This is a genomic window from Comamonas sp. lk, assembly GCF_900564145.1.
Classification (GTDB): domain Bacteria; phylum Pseudomonadota; class Gammaproteobacteria; order Burkholderiales; family Burkholderiaceae_C; genus Comamonas.
In genome coordinates this window covers 2972362-2993277 of record NZ_UOOB01000001.1, presented here as the reverse complement: position 1 = coordinate 2993277, position 20916 = coordinate 2972362, and the positions used below count along the sequence as shown (strand labels likewise).

Genomic DNA, 20916 nt, shown 5'->3' with positions numbered 1-20916 from the left:
GCTCCTTAGATCTTTTCTACCTTCACGAGGAAGGTCTTGGATTCAGGGGTCAAGCTGTTACCGTCACCCACCGACGCCGTCAGGTTGTTGGCCAGATAGCCCTTGCGTCCCGTGGAGGAGAAGCCCCAGTGAATCGGCACACCCACGTGATGGATGGTCTTGCCATCGATCTGCATGGGCTTGATGCGCTTGGTCACCATGGCTGCCGCCTTCACAAAGCCGCGCTTGGAGCTGACCTTGACCTGTTGGCCGGTTTCGATACCCAGTTCCTTGGCCAGCGCTTCGCCGATTTCCACGAACTGATCGGGCTGAACAATGTTGTTCAGCTGAACGTGCTTGGTCCAGTAGTGGAAGTGCTCGGTCAGGCGGTAGGTCGTGCCCACATGCGGGTACTCGGCAGCCGTGCCTGCGGTGTCCTTGACGGAGTCAAAGATGCGCATGGCAGGGTTGATGACAGCCAGCTTGTTGTTGGGGTACATGGGGTTGTAGCCCAGCGGGTTGTCAAATGCCTCGTAGTGCGTGGGGAACGGACCTTCGGCCAGGCCCTTGCGGGCGAACAGACGGGCCACACCTTCGGGGTTCATGATGAAGGGGTTGGTGGTCTCTGGCGGCATGGTCGGGCCCATGTCGGGCACGTCGATACCGGCCCAGTTCGTACCGTTCCACTTGACCAGGGTGCGCTTGGGGTTGAATGGTTTGCCTTCGCGGTCGCATGATGCACGGTTGTACAGCACGCGGCGGTTGGCCGGCCAGGCCCAGGCCCAGTTCAGCGTATTGCCCAGACCGCTGGGGTCCGAGTTGTCGCGGCGTGCCATCTGGTTGCCCGAAGACGTCCAGCAGCCCGCCCAGACCCAGCAGCCACCCAGGGTGCTGCCGTCATCGCGCATTTCGCCAAAGCCAGCCAGTTGTTCGCCAGCCTTGCGGATGAGCTTGGTCGGATCCTTGGGATCGTACAAGTCCACCAGCGCACGGCCGTTGTACTCCTTGGCAATCTCATCCGAGCCAGGGTGTTCCTGTTGCAGATAAGGCCAGTACAGCTTGGTGATGGGGTCGGGGAACTTGCCGCCGTCTTTCTGATAGAGCTCCTTCAGACGCAGGAACAGGCCGGACATGATGGCAATGTCGGTCTTGGCTTCTCCCGGAGGCTCTGCAGCCTTCCAGTGCCACTGCAACACGCGCGAGGAGCTTACGACTGCGCCATCTTCTTCAGCGAAGCAGGTGGTGGGCAGGCGGAACACTTCGGTCTGGATGGAGGCCGAGTCCACATCGTTGAATTCGCCGTGGTTTTTCCAGAACTCGGAAGTTTCGGTAACCAGGGGATCCATCACGATCAGGAACTTGAGCTTCTTCAGGCCTTCGCGCACGTTGTTGCTGTTGGCCAGCGCCGCCAGGGGGTTGAAGCCCTGGGCGATGTAGCCATTGAGCTTGCCCTGACGCATCAGGTCAAACACTTGCAGCATGTCGTACTGCTTGTCCAGCTTGGGCAGGTAGTCAAAGGCCCAGTTGTTCTCGGCCGTCGCAGCGGGGCCCCACCAGGCCTTCATCAGGCTGACGTGGAACTTGGGCGTATTCGACCAGTAGTTCATCTGACCGGGACGCAACAGCTTGGGCGTGCGCGAGGCGATGTACTGGTTGTAATCCTGTTCGGCTTCGTTTGGCAGCGTCAGGTATCCCGGTAACGAAGCCGACAGAATGCCCAGGTCCGTCAGGCCCTGGATGTTGGAGTGACCGCGCAGCGCGTTCATGCCGCCACCTGCCACGCCGATGTTGCCCAGCAGCAGCTGGATCATCGCGCCGGTACGCAGCATTTGCGCGCCGGTGGTGTGCTGGGTCCAGCCCAGGGCGTACATGATGGTGGCCGAGCGGCCTGGTACGGCGGTCGAAGCCAGCTTCTCGCACACGTGCAGGAATTTTTCCTTGGGCGTGCCGCAGGCTGCCTCCACCTTCTCTGGGGTGTAGCTGGCGTAGTGCTTCTTGAGCCACTGGTAGACGCAGCGAGGGTGTTCCAGCGTGGGATCGACCTTGGCAAAGCCGTCGTCGCCCATCTCGTAGTCCCAGGTCGCCTTGTCGTAGGTGCGTTTTTCGGGGTTGTAGCCCGAGAAAATACCTTCATCGAACGCGAAGTCCTCTCGCACGATAAAAGTGAAGTCCGTGTAGTTCTTCACATACTCGTGGTGGATTTTGTCGTTCGTGAGCAGGTAATTGATCACGCCACCCAGGAACACGATGTCCGAGCCCGAACGGATAGGGGCATAGAAATCGGCCACGGAGGCAGAACGGTTGAAGCGCGGATCGACCACCATGAAGTGAGCCTTGTTGTGCTCCTTCGCCTCGGTCACCCACTTGAAACCGCAAGGGTGTGCTTCGGCGGCATTACCGCCCATGATCAAAATAACGTCCGCGTTCTTGATGTCGACCCAATGGTTCGTCATCGCTCCACGGCCAAACGTCGGGGCAAGACCTGCCACCGTCGGGCCGTGTCAGACACGTGCTTGGTTGTCGAGTGCAAGAAGGCCCCAGGAACGGGCCACTTTGTGCGTGATGTAGCCGGCTTCGTTGCTGGAGGCCGAAGCGGCCAGCATGCCGGTGGTCAGCCAGCGGTTCACCGTCTGACCTTGTTCGTTCTTTTCGACGAAGTTGGCGTCGCGGTCGTCCTTGAGCAGCTTGGCGATGCGGGTAAGGGCATCGTCCCAGGACAGACGCTTCCACTCGCTGGAGCCGGGAGCGCGGTACTCAGGGTACTTGAGGCGATTGGGGCTGTGCACGAAGTCGAGCAGCGAAGCGCCCTTGGGGCACAGCGTACCGCGATTGACCGGGTGGTCGGGATCGCCCTCGACGTGAATCACCGAAAGCTTGGCATTTTTGACGCCATCGCTGAGCGAGTGCATCAAGATGCCGCAACCGACGGAGCAGTAGGTGCAGGTTTGGCGTGTGACCGTGGTGGCTGACAGCTTGTACTGTCGCACCTCAGCAAGAGCAGCTGTAGGGGAGAATCCCATCAGCGCCAAGCTCGATCCCGCCAGAGTCGAACCAGTCACTTTCATGAACTGGCGTCTGGAGAATTGGACCATTGTGGGGGTACCTTTTCGTATGAACGCTTTTTGTGAAATTAAATTCTACGTTTACACCTCTTGACAGACCTAACAACATTCCCTGAGTAGTTGAGCGAATGTGTGCGACTTTGATTGCTTTGATTCGTTTGCGAGTACTTATGAACAACAAAGAATTTATGCCCGTTGCGTTCTAAGCAGGGCGGAATTCTCTGTCGTCAAAGGCATTGTCTGCCTAGTTGCCTTGCTTGTCAGCGTCTTTTGCTGGAGGCGTATTGGCCGCAGCATCAGGTGCTGTCTCGCTTGGCAGTACGGCTGGTTCGGAGCTGCGCAGACTTTGCTGTAGCTGCAACTCTTCCTGCTGCTGCATGTTGGCAAAGATGTCCCAGGTCGCCATGAACAAGGCCGCAATGGCCGGGCCCAGCACAAAGCCCGTCAGTCCGAACACCGCCATGCCGCCCAGTGTGGAGATCAGCACCACATAGTCTGGCATCTTGGTGTCCTTGCCCACCAGCAAGGGGCGCATCACGTTGTCCACCAGACCGATGACCACGACACCATAGGTCGCAAGAATCAGGCCCTTGCTGACTTCGCCGGTTGCCAGGAAGTAAATGGCAACAGGACCCCAGACCAGACCTGCGCCCACGGCGGGCAGCAGAGACAGAAAGGCCATGACCACGGCCCAAAGCACGGCACCCTGGATGCCGAGAATCCAGAAAATCAGGCCGCCCAGTGCGCCCTGAGAGGCTGCGACCACCAGATTGCCTTTGACGGTGGCGCGAATGACGGTGATGAACTTGACCGCCAGCTCATGCTTGTGGGTGGTGTCGAGCGGTGTGGCATTCCACAAGCGCTGCACCAGCGTCTTTCCGTCGCGCAACAAAAAGAACATCAGATACAGCATCACGCCAAAGCCAATGACGAAGCCCAAGGTGTTCTGCCCCACGCCAACGGCCCTGGAGGCCGCCAGCTTGCTCGCCTGCAAGGCGAGGTTGGAGAGCTTTTCCTGCATTTCAGTCAGCGAGCCCAGATGCAGTTTTTCCAGCCAGGGGGTGAGCCAGGAAGGCAGGGCGTTGAACACCTGCTCCACATAGGCTCCGGCCGAAATATTGCCGTTGGCAATGCGCTCGTAGATGGCCGTGGTTTCCTTGACCAGGGAGATGCTGATCAGCACCAGGGGCAGGATGACCACCACCAGACTCAGCAGCAGGGTGGCCAGCGCGGCCAGGGTAGGGCTTTGGGGTATGCGGGCCGCGATGCGTTTGTGCAAGGGAGCAAACACAATCGCCAGCACAATGCCCCAGAAGATCGCTACGGAATATTCCCAAAGCACCAAGCCAAAGCCGACGGTCACCGCCAAAAGCAAGAGCATGAAGGCGCGTTTGTGTAGCGGCAAAAGGTGCATGAAAGTCCTTGTGAGTAATGGCCCTCACTGTAAGCGAGGTGGCCGAACGTAAACAGAGGTCATTTACAAGAGTCGGGCATTGAACAGTGGCACAATGCCAGTCGCAAACTAAGGCCCTTCCCAGCCACAGTCGCATCCGCCAATCGGTACAGCCGTGTCGCGGGGGGTTCCACAACCAACTAATGCTTCCCTAAGGGAAGCGGAGGTCAGCGCAGAAATGAGCGATCAGTCAACGGTCTATAAAGCCTATCAAGGCAATACGTACCTCTTCGGCGGCAATGCGCCCTATGTCGAGGAAATGTATGAAAGCTATTTGTCCAATCCTGGCAGCGTGCCGGATTCGTGGCGCGAATACTTCGACGCATTGCAGCATGTGCCTGCAGTGGACGGAACAGATTCCAAGGACATTCCTCACCTGCCCGTGATCAATGCCTTTGCCGAGCGTGCAAAGCAAGGCGGCACCAAGGTGGTTGTGGCTTCCGGTGCCGACTCCGAACTGGGTCGCAAGCGCACTGCCGTGCAGCAGCTGATTGCTGCTTACCGCAATGTGGGCCAGCGTTATGCCGATCTCGATCCGCTGAAGCGCACCGAGCGCCCTGAAATTCCCGAGCTGGAGCCTTCGTTCTACGGCTTCACCGACGCCGACCAGGAAGTGGTGTTCAACACCAGCAACACTTTCTTCGGCAAGGAAACAATGACTCTGCGCGAGCTGCTCAACGCTCTGCGCGAAACCTACTGCGGCACCCTGGGCGCCGAGTACATGTATGCCACCGACCAGAACCAAAAGCGCTGGTGGCAACAAAAGCTGGAAACCATTCGCTCCAAGCCCGCTTTCAACGCTGACGAGAAAAAGCGCATCCTGGATCGCCTGACTGCAGCCGAAGGCCTGGAACGCTATCTGCATACCAAGTATGTGGGTCAGAAGCGCTTCTCGCTGGAAGGTGGCGAGTCCTTCATCGCCGCCATGGACGAGCTGATCAACTCCGCCAGCGCCAAGGGCGTGCAGGAAGTCGTGATCGGTATGGCCCACCGCGGCCGTTTGAACGTGCTGGTCAACACCCTGGGTAAGATGCCCAAGGACCTGTTCGCCGAGTTCGATCACACCGCTCCCGAAGACCTGCCAGCAGGCGACGTGAAGTACCACCAGGGTTTCAGCTCGGACGTGTCGGCCAAGGGTGGCCCCATGCACCTGTCGCTGGCGTTCAACCCCTCCCACCTGGAAATCGTCAACCCCGTGGTTGAAGGCTCGGTGCGTTCGCGCATGGATCGCCGCGATGACCCACACGGCAAGCAAGTGCTGCCCGTGCTGGTGCACGGTGATGCCGCTTTCGCCGGTCAAGGCGTGAACCAGGAAACGCTGGCTCTGTCCGAAACCCGTGGCTATACCACCGGTGGTACGGTCCACATCATCATCAACAACCAGATCGGTTTCACCACCTCTGACCCCCGCGACCTGCGCTCGACCACCTATTGCACGGATATCGTGAAGATGGTCGAGTCGCCTGTGCTGCACGTCAACGGCGATGATCCTGAAGCGGTGTGCCTGGCCATGCAGATGGCTCTGGACTTCCGCATGGAGTTCTCCAAGGACGTGGTGGTAGACATCGTCTGCTTCCGCAAGCTGGGTCACAACGAGCAGGACACTCCTGCTCTGACACAGCCTCTGATGTACAAGAAGATTGCAGCCCACCCCGGGACGCGCAAGCTGTACGCAGACAAGCTGGCTACCCAAGGCCTGGGCGAGACCCTGGGCGACGAAATGGCAAAGGCGTTCCGCGCTGCCATGGACGAAGGCCGTCACACCCAGGAAGTGGTGCTGACCAACTTCAAGAGCAAGTACGCAGTGGACTGGAGCCCCTTCGTAGGCAAGCCCTGGACCGATGCCGGCGATACCGCTATTCCCTTGGCCGAGTGGAAGCGACTGGCCGAGAAGATCACAACTCTGCCAGCCAGCGTGAACCCTCACGCTTTGGTCAAGAAGGTGTATGACGACCGCGCAGCCATGGGCCGTGGCGATGTCAACGTGGACTGGGGCATGGGCGAAACCATGGCCTTCGGCTCCCTCGTGGCTTCGGGCTACCCCGTGCGTCTGTCTGGCGAAGACAGCGGTCGCGGTACCTTTACCCACCGTCATGCCGTGATTCACGATCAAAAGCGTGAAAAGTGGGATGAAGGCACGTACATCCCTCTGCAGAACGTGGCCGACAACCAGGCTCCGTTTGTCGTGATCGACTCCATCCTGTCCGAAGAGGCAGTGCTGGGCTTCGAATACGGTTACGCATCCAACGATCCCAACACCCTGGTGGTCTGGGAAGCCCAATTCGGCGACTTCGCCAACGGCGCCCAAGTGGTGATCGATCAGTTCATCGCCTCCGGTGAAGTCAAGTGGGGTCGCGTCAACGGCCTGACGCTGATGCTGCCTCACGGCTACGAAGGTCAAGGTCCTGAGCACAGCTCGGCCCGTCTGGAACGCTTCATGCAGCTGGCGGCCGACGCCAACATGCAAGTGGTGCAGCCCACTACGGCCAGCCAGATCTTCCACATCCTGCGCCGCCAGATGGTTCGCAACCTGCGCAAGCCGCTGGTCATCATGACTCCCAAGTCGCTGCTGCGTAACAAGGACGCAACATCGCCTCTGTCCGAGTTCACGAATGGCAGCTTCCAGACCGTGATCCCCGAGCAGGACGCCGCCGTGGTCAAGAACGCCGACAAGGTCAAGCGCATCATTGCCTGCTCGGGCAAGGTGTACTACGACCTGGTCAAGAAGCGCACCGAGAAGGAAAGCAAGGACGTGGCCATCATCCGCGTCGAACAGCTGTACCCCTTCCCGCACAAGGCATTTGCTGCCGAAGTGAAGAAGTACGCCAACGCCACCGATATCGTGTGGTGCCAGGACGAGCCTCAGAACCAGGGTGCCTGGTTCTTCATCCAGCACAACATTCACGAAAACATGCGTGAAGGCCAGAAGCTGGGCTACTCCGGTCGCGCTGCGTCCGCGTCGCCAGCTGTCGGTTACTCGCATCTGCACCAAGAGCAGCAAAAGGCCCTGGTGGAAGGCGCATTCGCCAAGCTCAAGGGTTTTGTACTGACAAAGTAAGTCTGTAAACCCATCTATTACGTCGTTACGTATCAGACAAAACACTTTTGGAAAGAATCAAAATGGCAATCGTTGAAGTCAAAGTTCCCCTGCTGTCCGAGTCCATCACGGAAGCCACCATGCTCACCTGGAAGAAGAAGGTGGGCGAGGCCGTCGCCATCGATGAAATCCTCATCGAAGTGGAAACCGACAAGGTGGTGCTCGAAGTGCCCGCACCCGCTGCCGGCGTGATCGTTGAAATCGTGCAAGGCGACGGCGCCACCGTGGCCGCCGAGCAGCTGATCGCCAAGATCGACACCGCTGCCGTGGCCGGTGCTCCAGCTCCCGCAGCAGCTCCTGCCGCCGCATCCGCTCCTGCTGCTGCCCCTGTGGCTGCCGCAGCGGCCGGCGCCGACAAGAGCGGCGTGGCCATGCCCGCTGCCGCCAAGATCCTGGCCGACAACAACCTGTCCGCCGCCAATGTGGCTGGCACAGGCAAGGACGGCCGCGTGACCAAGGGCGACGCTCTGGGTGCCATCAAGGCTGGCGCTGCCATCCCCACTGGCGCTCCCAAGGCTGCTCTGCCCCAGGTGGCGGCTCCTGCCGGCAAGCAAGAACTGGGCGAGCGCCCAGAGCAGCGCGTGCCCATGACACGTCTGCGTGCTCGTATTGCCGAGCGTCTGCTGCAATCGCAAGCCACCAACGCCATCCTGACCACGTTCAATGAAGTGAACATGGCTCCCGTGATGGACATGCGCAAGAAGTTCCAGGACTCCTTCACCAAGGAACACGGCGTGAAGCTGGGCTTCATGTCCTTCTTCGTCAAGGCTGCTGTGCACGCCCTGAAGAAGTTCCCCGCTGTGAACGCCTCGATCGACGGCAACGACATCGTCTATCACGGCTACTTCGACATCGGTATCGCCGTGAGCTCGCCTCGCGGTCTGGTGGTGCCCATCCTGCGCAATGCAGACCAGATGAGCTTCGCCGACATCGAAAAGAAGATTGCTGAATTCGGTCAAAAGGCCAAGGACGGCAAGCTGGGCATTGAAGAAATGACTGGCGGTACTTTCTCGATCTCCAATGGCGGTACTTTCGGTTCGATGATGTCCACCCCCATCATCAACCCTCCTCAGTCCGCCATCCTGGGCGTGCACGCCACCAAGGACCGCGCTGTGGTCGAAAACGGTCAAGTCGTGGTTCGCCCCATGAACTACCTGGCCATGTCCTATGACCACCGCATCATCGACGGCCGCGAAGCCGTGCTGAGCCTGGTGGCCATGAAGGACGCGCTGGAAGATCCTTCCCGCCTGCTGTTCGATCTGTAATTTTTTACGGGTCCATCAAGCGAAAACCCACCCACGGCCCCTAGCCCAGCGGTGGGTTTTTTCAAGCACTGAACGCAAGAGCTTTAAAAGAGATTTGAGTCATGAGCAAGCAATTTGACGTCGTCGTGATCGGCGCAGGCCCCGGCGGCTATATCGCCGCCATCCGCGCTGCACAACTGGGTTTCAACGTCGCCTGTATCGACGAGTGGAAGAATGCCGCTGGCGGCGCTGCACCTGGCGGCACCTGCACCAATGTGGGTTGCATTCCTTCCAAGGCGCTGCTGCAGTCTTCCGAGCATTTCGAGCATGCCAAGCTGCACTTTGCCGACCACGGCATCTCCACCGGCAAGGTCGAGATGGATGTGTCCAAGATGGTTGCCCGCAAGGAAGCCATCGTCAAGCAAAACAACGACGGCATCCTGTACCTGTTCAAGAAGAACAAGGTCACTTTCTTCCACGGCCGTGGCTCCTTCGTAAAGGCCGTTGACGGCGGCTACGAAATCAAGGTTGCCGGCAAGGAAGAAGAAATCATCACCGGCAAGCAGATCGTGCTGGCCACCGGCTCCAACGCCCGTGCCCTGCCTGGCGTGCCTTTCGATGAAGAGAACATCCTCTCCAACGATGGCGCTCTGAGCCTGGGCAAGGCTCCCAAGAAGCTGTGCCTGATCGGTGCTGGCGTGATCGGCCTGGAAATGGGTTCGGTCTGGCGCCGCCTGGGCACGGAAGTGACCGTGCTGGAAGGCATGGACAAGTTCCTGCCCGTGGTGGACGAGCAAATCGCCAAGGAAGCCAAGAAGGCTTTCGACAAGCAAGGTCTGAAGATCGAGCTGGGCGTGAAGGTCGGCGACATCAAGTCCGGCAAGAAGGGCGTGTCCATTGCTTACACCAATGCCAAGGGCGAAGCCCAGCAGCTGGACGTGGACAAGCTGATCGTCTCCATCGGCCGCACGGCCAACACCATCGGCCTGAACGCTGAAGCCGTGGGCCTGGCCCTGGACGAGCGTGGCGCCATCGTGGTGGACGATCTGTGCAAGACCAGCCTGCCAGGCGTGTGGGCCGTGGGCGACGTGGTGCGTGGCCCCATGTTGGCTCACAAGGCCGAAGAAGAAGCTGTGGCCGTGGCCGAGCGCATCGCTGGCCAGCATGGCCATGTGAACTTCGCCACGCTGCCTAGCGTGATCTACACCAGCCCCGAAGTGGCATGGGTGGGCCGCACCGAGCAGCAGCTGAAGGCCGACGGCGTCAAGTACAAGGCCGGCACGTTCCCCTTCCTGGCCAACGGCCGCGCGCGCGCTCTGGGCGACACGACCGGCATGGTCAAGTTCCTGGCCGATGCCGAGACCGACGAAATCCTGGGCGTGCACATGGTTGGTCCCATGGTGTCCGAGTTGATCTCCGAAGCTGTGGTAGCCATGGAGTTCAAGGCGTCGTCTGAAGACATCGCCCGCATCTGCCATGCCCACCCCTCGCTGTCCGAATCCACCAAGGAAGCGGCTCTGGCTGTGGACAAGCGCACGCTGAACTTCTAAAGTTTCCTTCAGTCTTGCGCGCAGGCTTATGACATGGCTGTAATGTGCCCGCGCGCAAGCTGAGTTTCTTTTGAATTTCAAGTAAAAATGGCTGCCAGTGCTTATGAATAAAGCGCTTGCAGCTATTGTTTTTTGAGCATCTGGAGACGAGACGGTGAATGTAAAACAGGCCTACGAGGCAGAACTGGCGGCCAAAGGCTTTCAAAGTGACCCTGCGCAAATGCGTGCAGTGGAGGCGCTGCAGCGCTGTGCCGATGAGTGGGCCGTATACAAGAACAAGCGCTCCAACGCGCTCAAGAAGCTGCTCAACCACCCCGATCTGCCCCAGGGCGTTTACATGTATGGCGGAGTAGGGCGCGGCAAAAGCTTTCTGATGGAATGCTTTTTCAATGCCGTGCCCCTCAAGCGCAAAGTGCGTTTGCACTTTCACGAATTCATGCGCGAAGTGCACCGCGAGATGCACCTCATGCAAGGCACGCAAAACCCGCTCGATGCGCTGGGTGCCAAGATTGCCAAGAAGTACAAGCTGATCTGCTTTGACGAGTTTCACGTCTCCGACATCACGGACGCCATGATTCTCTACAAGTTGCTGGAATCGCTGTTTGCCAACGGCGTGGGCTTTGTCACCACCTCCAACTTCACGCCCGACGGCCTGTATCCGGGCGGCCTGCACCGCGACCGCATCCTGCCGGCGATTGCCCTGCTCAAGGAGCGCATGGAAGTGATCAACGTGGACAACGGCACCGACTACCGCCGCCGCACGTTGGAGAGCGCCAAGCTCTACCACTGCCCGCTGGGTGCCGAGGCCGATGCTGCGCTGGAGGACACTTTCAATCATCTGGCCGAGGCCCATGATGAAGAGCCAGTGATGCAGATTGAAACCCGCAAGATTGCGGCCAAGCGCCGCGCTGGCGGCGTGATCTGGTTTGATTTCCGCGAGCTGTGCGCCGGCCCGCGCTCGCAAAACGACTACCTGGAAATTGCCACGCAGTTCCACACCGTGCTGCTGTCCGATGTGCCGCAGATGCATGTGAACATGGCCTCGGCGGCGCGACGCTTCACCTTGCTGGTGGACGTGCTGTACGACCGCCACGTCAAGCTCATTCTCTCGGTGGCCGTGCCGCCCGAGCAGATTTACACCGAAGGCCCGCTGGCCCACGAATTTCCGCGCACGGTCTCGCGCCTCAACGAGATGCAGTCCAAGGAGTATTTGCAGCTGGAACGCCGTGTGGTGGATACCCGCCTGACTTGAAGGCGAAGCGGTGCCGACGCCTTAAGATGTCGGACCCGCTCAATGATGGATGGACGACTGATGGTCAAACGCACCCGTATGCCTCTTGTGAAACAAGCGCTGCTCAACAGCCTGGCCGCACTGCTGCTGGCCGGCACGGTAGGCGTTGCGGCGGCCCAGCCGCTGCCTGAGGCCAAGAGTGCCGGCACGCAGGTTCAGGACGCCGATAGTAAGGCCGCTAAAAAGCGGGCCCAGGACCAAGCGCACGCGCAGTCCAAGGCCGAGCGCGAAGCCCAGCAAAAGGAAATCGCCCAGCAGCGCGCCATCATCGCCAAGCAGCAGACCGAGGCGGAAGCCCGCTGCTACCAGAAGTTTGCCGTGGAAGGCTGTCTGGAGGAGGCGCGCCGCGTGGCGCGCGAGCAGGATGCGCCGCTGCGCGCGCAGGAGCTGAAGATCAATGAGTCCGAGCGCCGCGAAAAAGCCGCCGATCGCCTGCAAGCCATTGAAGAGAAAAAAGCGGAAAAAGCCGCCACGCCCATGAAGAGCCAGCAGCGCGAAGCCAAGGATGCGCGCTCGGCGCCCAAGCCCACAGGTGTTGGCGCTCAGCCGCCGGTGGACGAGGCGGCCGCCCAGGCCGAGCGCCAGAGCGAAGCCCAGCAGCGTGCCGCCAGGCAAGCCGATTACGTGCGCCGCCACAATGAAGAAGTGAGTCGCCGCGAGGCCGAAAATGCCCAGCGCTCCGTCAAGGCGCGTGCCGATCACGAGGCCAAGCTCAAGGCGGCGGCGCAGCGCAAAGCCAAGGCCGAGCAGGCCGCCAGGGAACGAACCAAGACGGCTGCTCCTCTGCCGCCGCCTGCCAACTGAGGATGAACAAACCAGGTAGTTCAGCCTTGGGTTTGCCGAGATTGCTCTCGAAAAAATAGCTGCTTGTGCTTATCAATTCAGTGATTCATGGCTCTAAACACCTGAATTCATTGAATGAAGATCGCAAGCAGCTTTGTTTTTGATAGCGTGAAACAGGACGGACGGCGCGCCAGGCTCTGCTGCTTCTTGCCAAGCTGGATCAGGTCGCTGGTTGGTCTGTGGGGGCTATCGCCACCAGCTTGAGCACGGCCAGCGACAGATTGTCGCCATGGCCACGGGCGCGGCTACGCGCCTTGTCGATCAGAAATTCCGTGGCTTCGCGCGGTGTCAGCGCGTTCAGCACCGTGCCCAGCTCCTGCTGCGTGAAGTAGTGCCAGATGCCGTCCGAGCAGGCCATCAGCGTCTCGCCGGGGCGCAGGGCTTCGATCACATGGTGCTCCATGGGCGGCGGTGCCTCCGTGCCCAGGCAGCCAAGCAAGATGTTGGACTGGGGGTGGTTGTTGGCCTGCTCCTCGCTCAGTTCACCCCTGGCCACCAGGGCTTGTACATAGGAGTGATCTTTGGTGCGATACAGCATTTGATCGCCGCAATAGTGATAGACGCGCGAGTCGCCTGAATGCACGATATGGCAGCGCCCGCTGGGCAGCATGACAAAGGCGGCAAAAGTGCTGTGCGGTTCTTGTTCGGAGGACATGGCCGTGAGGCGAATCACGGTGTGCGCATCCTGCACAATGGTGCGCAGCATGCGGCTGCACTCTTCGGTCTGCGGATCGAACTGCTCGAACAGCTGGCGGGCCGTGAGCATGACTTGATCGGAGGCCTTGCGCCCGCCGCTGCGCCCGCCCATGCCGTCGGCGACCACACCTAGGACGCAGCCGTTGACACGCGGATGCGACATCAGCAACACCTGATCCTGCTGATATTCCCTGTCGCCGCGGTGTATGCCGGTCGAGGCCTGGATGCGAAAGTTGGAAGACATTGACGAGCTGGAGCAGTGCGACAAGTAGGCGACTGCTAACGGTTGGAGATAGATAACGAAATAGCAGACGCAATTGTGCACTGCATCGTGAGGCGGAAAGCGTATTGGTTGTGAGTTCCCTGCAAAACGCCGTGCTGGCGGCATTTTCCCCCGATGGCAGCCTGTCCGTGGCCGAGCCCGGCTTCAGGCCGCGTGCCGGCCAGACGGCCATGGCAAGCGCGGTGGCCGAAGCCATCGAAAACCGGGAGGTACTGGTGGTGGAGGCCGGCACCGGCGTGGGCAAGACCTATGCCTATCTGGTGCCGGCCTTGCTCAGCGGCCAGCGGCTGCTGGTCTCCACCGCAACTAAGGCCTTGCAGGATCAGTTGTTTGCCCGGGATCTGCCGCGTCTGGTGGGCGCTTTGGGCCTGCCGCTGCGCATGGCGCGCCTCAAGGGGCGCAGCAGCTATCTGTGCCTGGAGCGGCTGGAGCGCGTGCGCCAGGGCAAGACGGCGCCGCAAGACCCGCAGGTACTGCGCGCCGTGGCCGCGGTGGAGCGCTGGTCAAAAATCACGCGCACCGGTGATTTGGGCGAGCTGTCGGCACTCGACGAACGCTCGCCCGTGGTGCCGCTGGTCACGACCACCAAGGACAACTGCGTGGGCTCCGACTGCGCCCATTGGCAGGACTGTCATGTGAACCTGGCCCGCCAGGAGGCCATGCAGGCCGATGTGGTCGTGATCAACCACCATCTGCTGTTTGCCGATATGGATGTGCGCGAATCCGGCGTGGCCCAGTTGCTGCCGAGCACCGGCGTGGTGGTGATAGACGAGGCCCATCAGCTCAACGATATCGGCGTGCAGTTTGCCGGCGAGACCTTGTCCAGCCAGCAGCTCATAGGCTATGCGCGTGATGTGCTGCGCAGCACCAGCGTGCATGCGCGCGGTATGGCGGACTGGCTGGTGCTGTGCGCCACGCTGGAGCAGGCCATGCGCGAGTTGCGGCTGCAGGCCGGCAAGCCCCCCGTAGGCGGCCGTCTGCCCTGGCAGGGCGTGACGCCCCAGGGTCTGGATGCACAGCGCTGGCGCGCGGCCCTGGTGCGCCTGGGCCAGAGCCTGCGTGCCTTGCTTACGCCGCTGGCCGTCATGGAAGCCATGGCCGCCGATCTGCAGCGTGTCTATGAGCGCGGTGCCGAGCTGCTCACCCGCCTGGCGCGTTTTGCGGCCGCTGCCGATGAAGACTGCGTGCGTTGGCTGGAGGTCGGCACCCAGCAGCTGCGCATGCTGGAGTCGCCTCTGAGCATTGCCCGCATCATGCGCGAGCGATTGTTGGGCCGGCTGCTGGACGAAGAAAACCATAGCGATCAGCTAAATACGGACAAGGGTGCCAGCTGGATTTTTACCTCGGCCACCCTGGGGCGGGATGCGCAGCTGAGCTGGTTTGTCGAACCCTGCGGTCTGCGCGGCGCGCGGGTGCTCAAGGTGGACAGCCCGTTTGACTACCCGCGCCAGGCCGGGCTGTACATCCCCCAGCCTTTTGCTGCGGCAGGCAGCGCCCAGCACAGCCAGCAGGTGGCTCAGCTGGCGCTGGACGGTGCCCAGCGCCTGGGCGGGCGCACCCTGGTGCTGACCACCACCTTGAAGGCGCTGAACAACATCAGCATGGCCTTGCGCAATGGCTTGGGCCTTTTTGGCGAGCTGGAGGTACTGGTGCAGGGCGAGGCGCCCAAGCTGGCGCTGATTCAGCGCTTCATGGCGGCCGGGGCCGTGACGCAGGGGGCGTCGGCGCGGGGCTGCATTCTGGTGGCTTCGGCCACGTTCTGGGAGGGCGTGGATTTGCCTGGCGATGTGCTGCAGCTGGTGGTCATAGACAAGCTGCCGTTTCCGCCGCCCGATGATCCGCTGGTCGAGGCCCGCTCACGCCAGTTGGAGAGCGTGGGCCGCCACGCTTTTCAGGATTACATGCTGCCCGAGGCTGCCATGGCGCTCAAGCAGGGGGCAGGGCGGCTGATTCGCAGCGAGACCGACCAGGGCATGCTGGCCGTATGTGATGCCAGGCTGGCCACCATGGCCTATGGCGCCGAACTGCTGGCTGCGCTGCCGCCCATGCGCATGCTGGCAGGCCAGGGCGAGTTCGAGGCGCAGCTGGATGCTCTGGCGCAGCAGCGCGGCAGCAATTGAACAGCGCCCATGAAAAAAGGATACGCATGGCGTATCCTTTTTTGGTTTATTGAGGCTTGAGGCTCAAGCTGGCTGGCTTACCAGAGCTTCCACCAGGTCTTGGTCTTGTCGCCGCTGAGCTTGAGCTCCGCATCGTCCTTGAAGGTGCTCTTCATCACGCGGTCTGCGTCATCGCGCAACTGGGTCATGCCCAGCGCATCGTAGGATTTGACCAAAATCACCATGGCATCGCGCACGGCGGGCACGCCCTGGTAGTCCTTGATGGCGGCCTGGGCGCGGGCAATGGCGGCGACGTAAGCGCCGCGCTCATAGTAGTAACGGGCCACATGGGCTTCGTATTGCGCCAGCGAGTTCACGATGTACTGCATGCGCTGGCGCGAATCCTCGGCGTATTTGGATTCGGGAAAGCGCGTCACCAGCTCGCGGAAGGACTCGAAGGAATCCTTGGCCGCTTTCTGGTCTCGCTCGGACAGATCCTGGCGGGTGAACCAGGAGAACAGGCCCAGGTTGTCGTTGAAGTTGACAAGGCCCTTGAGGTAGAGGGCGTAATCCATGGCCGGGCTGGCGGGGTGCAGCTTCATGAAGCGATCAAGCGTGGCCGTGGCCTGCACTTTTTCGCCGCTCTTGTACTGCGCATAGGCTTTGTCCAGCTGGGCCTGCTGGGCCAGCGGCGTGCCTGCGGCACGGCCTTCGAGCTTTTCGAACAGCGGCACGGCCTTGTCGTAGGCGCCGGAGGAGGACTCTTCGCGCGCTTCGGTGTAGATGCGATCGGGTGTCCACTTGGCCGTCGGGTCCTCTTTGGTGTTTGCGCAGCCTGCCAGCACGGCGGCAACCAACACGGCGGGGACAAGAGTCAGTGAAATACGCGGCATGGTGGACAGTTTTCTAACAATCATTAGCTGTATGAGAAGACATGCTGGGCAGCTGCTGCTGCATGGTTTGGCACGACGTTGGATCGCACACCATACACCAGCGCGCTGGAGGCACCCTTGAAAAAGGAATCGAAGCATTGTAATGGGCGCGCCGAAGCAGGTTGAGACTTTGGGCTTCAGAAGCATTGAGCCCGCAAGGACGAAGCGGGCTTTCTACAATAGCGCCCATGTTTGTCCATTTGCGCCTGCACACCGAATTTTCCGTCGTGGACGGAACCAACCGCATCAATGCCACGATCAAGGCCGCTGCCGAAGACGGGCAGGTGGCCTTGGCCATCACCGACTTCAACAGTCTGTTTGGCGGTATCAAGTTCTACCGGGAAGGGCGCTCCAAGGGCGTCAAGCCCTTGCTGGGTGCGGAAATCGTGATGGAGGGCATCAACGGTGCGCCGGCCTCCCGCATCATCGTGCTGGTGCAGAGCAAGCTTGGCTATCACAACCTCTGTGAGTTGCTGGCCCGTGGCTGGACGCGCGGCGTGGTGCGCGATCAGGCCCAGCACACCTGGGAATGGCTGCAGGAGTTGGGCGAGGGCATGATTGTGCTGTCGGGCGCGCAGGCCGGGCCGGTGGGCATTGCCTTGACGCGCGGTGACGAAAAAGGGGCTGCCGCGATTGCCCAGCGTCTGGCGGGCATGTTTCCCCACCGTTTTTTCATGGAGTTGCAGCGCGCAGGCCGCGCCGATGACGAATCCCATGTGCTGGCCGCCGTCAAGCTGGCCAGCCGCCTGAATCTGCCCGTGGTGGCGACCCATCCCTCGCAGTTCTTCAAGCCCGATGATTACGAATCGCATGAGGCGCGGGTCTGTATTGCCGAGGGCGAAATTCTGGGCAATGCCAAGCGGGTGCGCAAGTTCACGCGCGAGCAGTATTTCAAGACGGCCGAGCAGATGAAGGCGCTGTTTGCCGACATTCCCAGCGCCATCGAGAACACGGTGGAAATTGCCCGCCGCTGCAGTCTGACCCTGGTGCTGGGCGAGCCGCAGCTGCCCAATTTCCCTATCCCCGACGGCCTGACCATGGAGCAGTTCTTCCGTCAGGAGTCCTTTGAAGGGCTGGAAGAGCGTCTGAGCCATCTGTATCCCGACGTGGCCAAGCGCGATGCCCAGCGTCCGCGTTACGTGGAGCGGCTGGAGTTTGAGCTGGACACCATCATGAAGATGGGCTTTCCCGGTTACTTTCTCATCGTGTCGGACTTTATCAAGTGGGCCAAGGCCAACGGCTGCCCGGTGGGCCCGGGCCGGGGCTCGGGTGCCGGCTCGCTGGTGGCCTATGTGCTGAAAGTGACCGATCTGGATCCGCTGGAATACAACCTGCTGTTCGAGCGTTTCCTGAATCCCGAACGTGTGTCCATGCCCGACTTCGATATCGACTTTTGCCAGGGCAATCGCGACCGGGTCATCGACTATGTGAAGGACAAGTACGGCCGCAATGCTGTCAGCCAGATTGCCACCTTCGGCACCATGGCGGCGCGGGCGGCGATTCGCGACGTGGGCCGTGTCATGGACATGAGCTATATGTTCGTCGACGGCATCTCAAAGCTCATTCCCAACAAGCCGGGCCTGCACGTCACCCTCAAGTACCCGCCCAATCCGCCCAAGGAAGGCGACAAGTACACCTATGCCATCAAGGAAGAGCCGATTCTGGCCGAGCGCATAGAGAAGGAAGAAGACGTCAGGACCATCATCGAGATGGCGCAAAAGCTCGAAGGCATGTGCCGCAACATCGGCATGCACGCCGGCGGCGTGGTGATTGCGCCGGGCAAGCTGGCCGATTTCTGCCCGCTGTACCAGCAGCCGGGCAGTACCTCGGCGGTGGCCATGTACGACAAGGATGACGTGGAGCTGGTGGGCCTGGTCAAGTTCGACTTCTTGGGTCTGGCCACGCTGACCATTCTGGAAATTGCGCGCGAATTCATCATGAAGCGCCACAAGGGCCAGGAGAACTTCCAGTTCGAGAACATTCCGCTGGACGATTACCCCACCTACAAGCTGTTTTCCGACGGCAAGACTGAAGCGGTATTCCAGTTTGAATCGCGCGGCATGCAGCAGATGCTCAAGGAGGCCAAGCCTTCGCGTCTGGAAGACCTGATTGCCCTGAACGCCTTGTACCGCCCGGGTCCCATGGATCTGATTCCCAGCTTCATTGCCCGCAAACACGGGCAGGAAGTGGTGGAGTACCCGCATCCGCTGGTGGAAAAAGTGCTGGCCGAGACCTACGGCATCATGGTCTATCAGGAGCAGGTGATGCAGACCGCCCAGGTGCTGGGCGGCTACAGCCTGGGCGGCGCCGACTTGCTGCGCCGCGCCATGGGTAAGAAAAAAGTCGAGGAAATGGCCAAGCACCGGATGATCTTCCGGGAAGGTGCGGCCAAGAACGGCTTGAACGAAACCAAGGCCGACGAAGTTTTCGACTTGATGGAGAAGTTCGCGGGCTACGGCTTCAACAAGTCGCACGCGGCAGCCTATTCGCTCTTGGCCTATCACACGGGCTGGCTCAAGGTCCATTTCACGGCCGAGTTCTACTGCGGCAATATGACCGTGGAAATGGACAACACCGACAAGCTCAAGGTGCTGTACGAAGACGCGCTCAAGATGGGCATCACCTTCGAGCTGCCCGATGTGAACCGCGGTGTGCATCGCTTTGAGCCCGTGACCGACAAAGTCATACGTTATGGGCTTGGAGCCATCAAAGGCACTGGGCAAGCTGCTATCGAAGCGATAGTGGCCGCCCGCAACGGCGAAGGCACGGGCCCCAACGGCCATGAAAAAGGCCCGTTCAAGAGCCTGTTTGACTTTTGCCTGCGCGTGGACCGGGCCCGCATCAACAAGCGCACGCTGGAAGCGCTGATCAAGGCCGGCGCTTTTGACAACATCGACATGAACCGCGCGTCGCTGCTGGCTTCGGTGGATGTGGCTTTCGGCTTTGCTTCCACCTCGATTGCCAACGCCAATCAGGGCGGCCTGTTCGACATGATGGGCGACGATGCCGTGGGCTCCAGCACGGCGGAGCCGCCGCTGGCCGATGCTTTGCCCTGGGGGGTGAAGGAAAAGCTCACGCTGGAGAAAACCGCAGTGGGCTTTTACCTGACCGGCCATCTGTTTGACGAAGTCGAGGCCGAGGTGCGCCGTTTTGTGCGCACGCCGATTGGCGAGATGCGCGACAGCCGCGAGCCGCAGACCATGGCCGGCATTTTGAGCGGTTTTCGCACCATCAACGGTCAGCGCGGCAAGCTGGGCATCTTCACACTGGATGACAAATCAGGCGTCATCGAGGCCTCGGCCGACGAAAAAGTGCTCAACGCCTGCAAGGACTTGATCAAGGACGATGAGTTTGTAGTGGTCTCGGGCCGCTTGCAGCCCGACCGTTTCAGCGGCGGCCTGCGCATGAAGGTGCAGCAGATGTGGAGTCTGGCCGATGCGCGCTGTCGTTATGCCCGCTATCTGCAGATCAGCGTGGGCGAGGGGGCGGAGCAGATGCCCGATGTGCCCAAGCTGCTGCGCCAGTTTCCGGCCAAGGTGCAGGAGACGGAAACCGGCCCGCTCACCCATGGCATGAAGGTGCGTCTGGGCCTGATCTGCGCGGACGACCGAGGCTCGGCCAGCTGCGAGCTGGCGCTGGGCGATGCCAGCCGTTTCTACCCCTCGGATGAGGCGCTGGCGGCCTGGTATGCCGAGGCCGGGCTGGCTCAGGTCAAGGTGATTTACGAGTAAGCACGCGGCGGCCTTCAGCGCCCCTGGCACCCACCGTCTCGGAGTCTGTGCTCCCAAGGCTGTGGGTGCTTTTTCATGGGGCGGCCCTCCTACAGCATTCACAATTTTTTGCTTACTAAAAATCGTAGCGGTAAGCGCTTGCACTACAAAGGCTGGAGTGGAAAATAAAGCATAAATCTCGCTTTATGCGAATCCAGTCTTGAAATCCCTAACATCGCTATGCATATGCCAGCGCAAAAACACCGCAATCGCTCGCTAGAATGGTTTTCATGGCAACTCAACCCCCATCAATTCCCCCGGTAGTCCCTGGAGTCAGGAATACGCCTGACGAAGGCGGCTCCCTGGTGCTGGAGAGACGCCGCCAGCGCCTGCAGCCGCCGCGCATGTATCAGGTCGTGATGCTCAATGATGATTTCACGCCCATGGAGTTTGTCATCGTCGTGCTACAGGAGTTTTTCGGCAAGAACCGTGAAGCGGCCACCCAAATCATGCTCAAAATTCATCTGGATGGACGAGGTGTCTGCGGCGTCTTTTCCCAAGACGTAGCCGCCACCAAGGTCGAGCAAGTGCACCAGGCAGCCCATAAAGCGGGCCACCCGTTGCAAGCCACATTTGAGCCTGTTGAATAAATGCTGGATGCCCTCAAATAAGGTATC

Annotated in this window: 12 protein-coding genes; 8 read left to right on the top strand and 4 right to left on the bottom strand. The window is 60.6% G+C overall.

What is annotated here, in order from left to right; translation table 11 throughout:
• Positions 1 to 5: 5 nt before the first annotated feature.
• Together fdnG and EAO39_RS13550 are read right to left on the bottom strand one after the other, a co-directional pair.
• Positions 6 to 3071, bottom strand: a complete 3066-nt coding sequence (gene fdnG / locus EAO39_RS13560) for a formate dehydrogenase-N subunit alpha (protein WP_162989567.1) — start codon at positions 3069 to 3071, stop codon at positions 6 to 8.
• Between the two features lie 214 nt (positions 3072 to 3285).
• Positions 3286 to 4455 carry an AI-2E family transporter gene (locus EAO39_RS13550; RefSeq protein WP_120968164.1) on the bottom strand — a complete coding sequence of 390 codons (1170 nt, stop codon included), beginning with the start codon at positions 4453 to 4455 and terminating at the stop codon, positions 3286 to 3288.
• Between the two features lie 217 nt (positions 4456 to 4672).
• On the opposite strand from EAO39_RS13550, the gene EAO39_RS13545 reads away from it, so the two are divergent.
• The 5 genes from EAO39_RS13545 to EAO39_RS13525 all read left to right on the top strand — a co-directional run bounded on the left by EAO39_RS13545 (position 4673) and on the right by EAO39_RS13525 (position 12480).
• Positions 4673 to 7552, top strand: coding sequence for a 2-oxoglutarate dehydrogenase E1 component (locus tag EAO39_RS13545; protein WP_120968162.1), 2880 nt, complete (start codon positions 4673 to 4675; stop codon positions 7550 to 7552).
• 62 nt (positions 7553 to 7614) lie between these two features.
• The gene (gene odhB, locus EAO39_RS13540) at positions 7615 to 8856 is read left to right on the top strand and encodes a 2-oxoglutarate dehydrogenase complex dihydrolipoyllysine-residue succinyltransferase (protein WP_120968160.1); all 1242 of its coding nucleotides are present in this window, start codon (positions 7615 to 7617) and stop codon (positions 8854 to 8856) included.
• Between the two features lie 101 nt (positions 8857 to 8957).
• Positions 8958 to 10385, top strand: a complete 1428-nt coding sequence (gene lpdA / locus EAO39_RS13535; protein ID WP_120968158.1) for a dihydrolipoyl dehydrogenase — start codon at positions 8958 to 8960, stop codon at positions 10383 to 10385.
• Between the two features lie 154 nt (positions 10386 to 10539).
• Positions 10540 to 11637, top strand: coding sequence for a cell division protein ZapE (gene zapE / locus EAO39_RS13530; protein WP_120968156.1), 1098 nt, complete (start codon positions 10540 to 10542; stop codon positions 11635 to 11637).
• A gap of 78 nt (positions 11638 to 11715) precedes the next feature.
• On the top strand, positions 11716 to 12480 hold the full coding sequence (locus EAO39_RS13525) for a hypothetical protein (RefSeq protein WP_120971079.1): 765 nt from the start codon (positions 11716 to 11718) through the stop codon (positions 12478 to 12480).
• A gap of 199 nt (positions 12481 to 12679) precedes the next feature.
• Here the strand turns inward: EAO39_RS13525 and EAO39_RS13520 are convergent, their stop codons facing one another.
• Positions 12680 to 13459, bottom strand: a complete 780-nt coding sequence (locus EAO39_RS13520; protein WP_120968154.1) for a protein phosphatase 2C domain-containing protein — start codon at positions 13457 to 13459, stop codon at positions 12680 to 12682.
• Positions 13460 to 13569: 110 nt separating this feature from the next.
• Here EAO39_RS13520 and EAO39_RS13515 point away from each other — a divergent pair, with 110 nt between their 5' ends.
• Positions 13570 to 15618: an ATP-dependent DNA helicase gene (locus EAO39_RS13515; RefSeq protein ID WP_120971077.1), complete on the top strand. Its 2049-nt coding sequence runs from the start codon at positions 13570 to 13572 to the stop codon at positions 15616 to 15618.
• A gap of 77 nt (positions 15619 to 15695) precedes the next feature.
• On the opposite strand, the gene EAO39_RS13510 is transcribed toward EAO39_RS13515, so the two are convergent.
• Complete coding sequence (locus EAO39_RS13510) at positions 15696 to 16490, bottom strand: outer membrane protein assembly factor BamD (RefSeq protein WP_120968152.1); 795 nt, start codon at positions 16488 to 16490, stop codon at positions 15696 to 15698.
• A 227-nt stretch (positions 16491 to 16717) separates the two neighbouring features.
• Here EAO39_RS13510 and dnaE point away from each other — a divergent pair, with 227 nt between their 5' ends.
• Positions 16718 to 20260, top strand: a complete 3543-nt coding sequence (dnaE, locus tag EAO39_RS13505; RefSeq protein WP_120968150.1) for a DNA polymerase III subunit alpha — start codon at positions 16718 to 16720, stop codon at positions 20258 to 20260.
• Positions 20261 to 20520: 260 nt separating this feature from the next.
• Entirely contained in the window at positions 20521 to 20889 is a 369-nt protein-coding gene (clpS, locus tag EAO39_RS13500) for an ATP-dependent Clp protease adapter ClpS (protein ID WP_120968148.1), read from the top strand.
• The last annotated feature ends 27 nt before the right edge of the window (positions 20890 to 20916 follow it).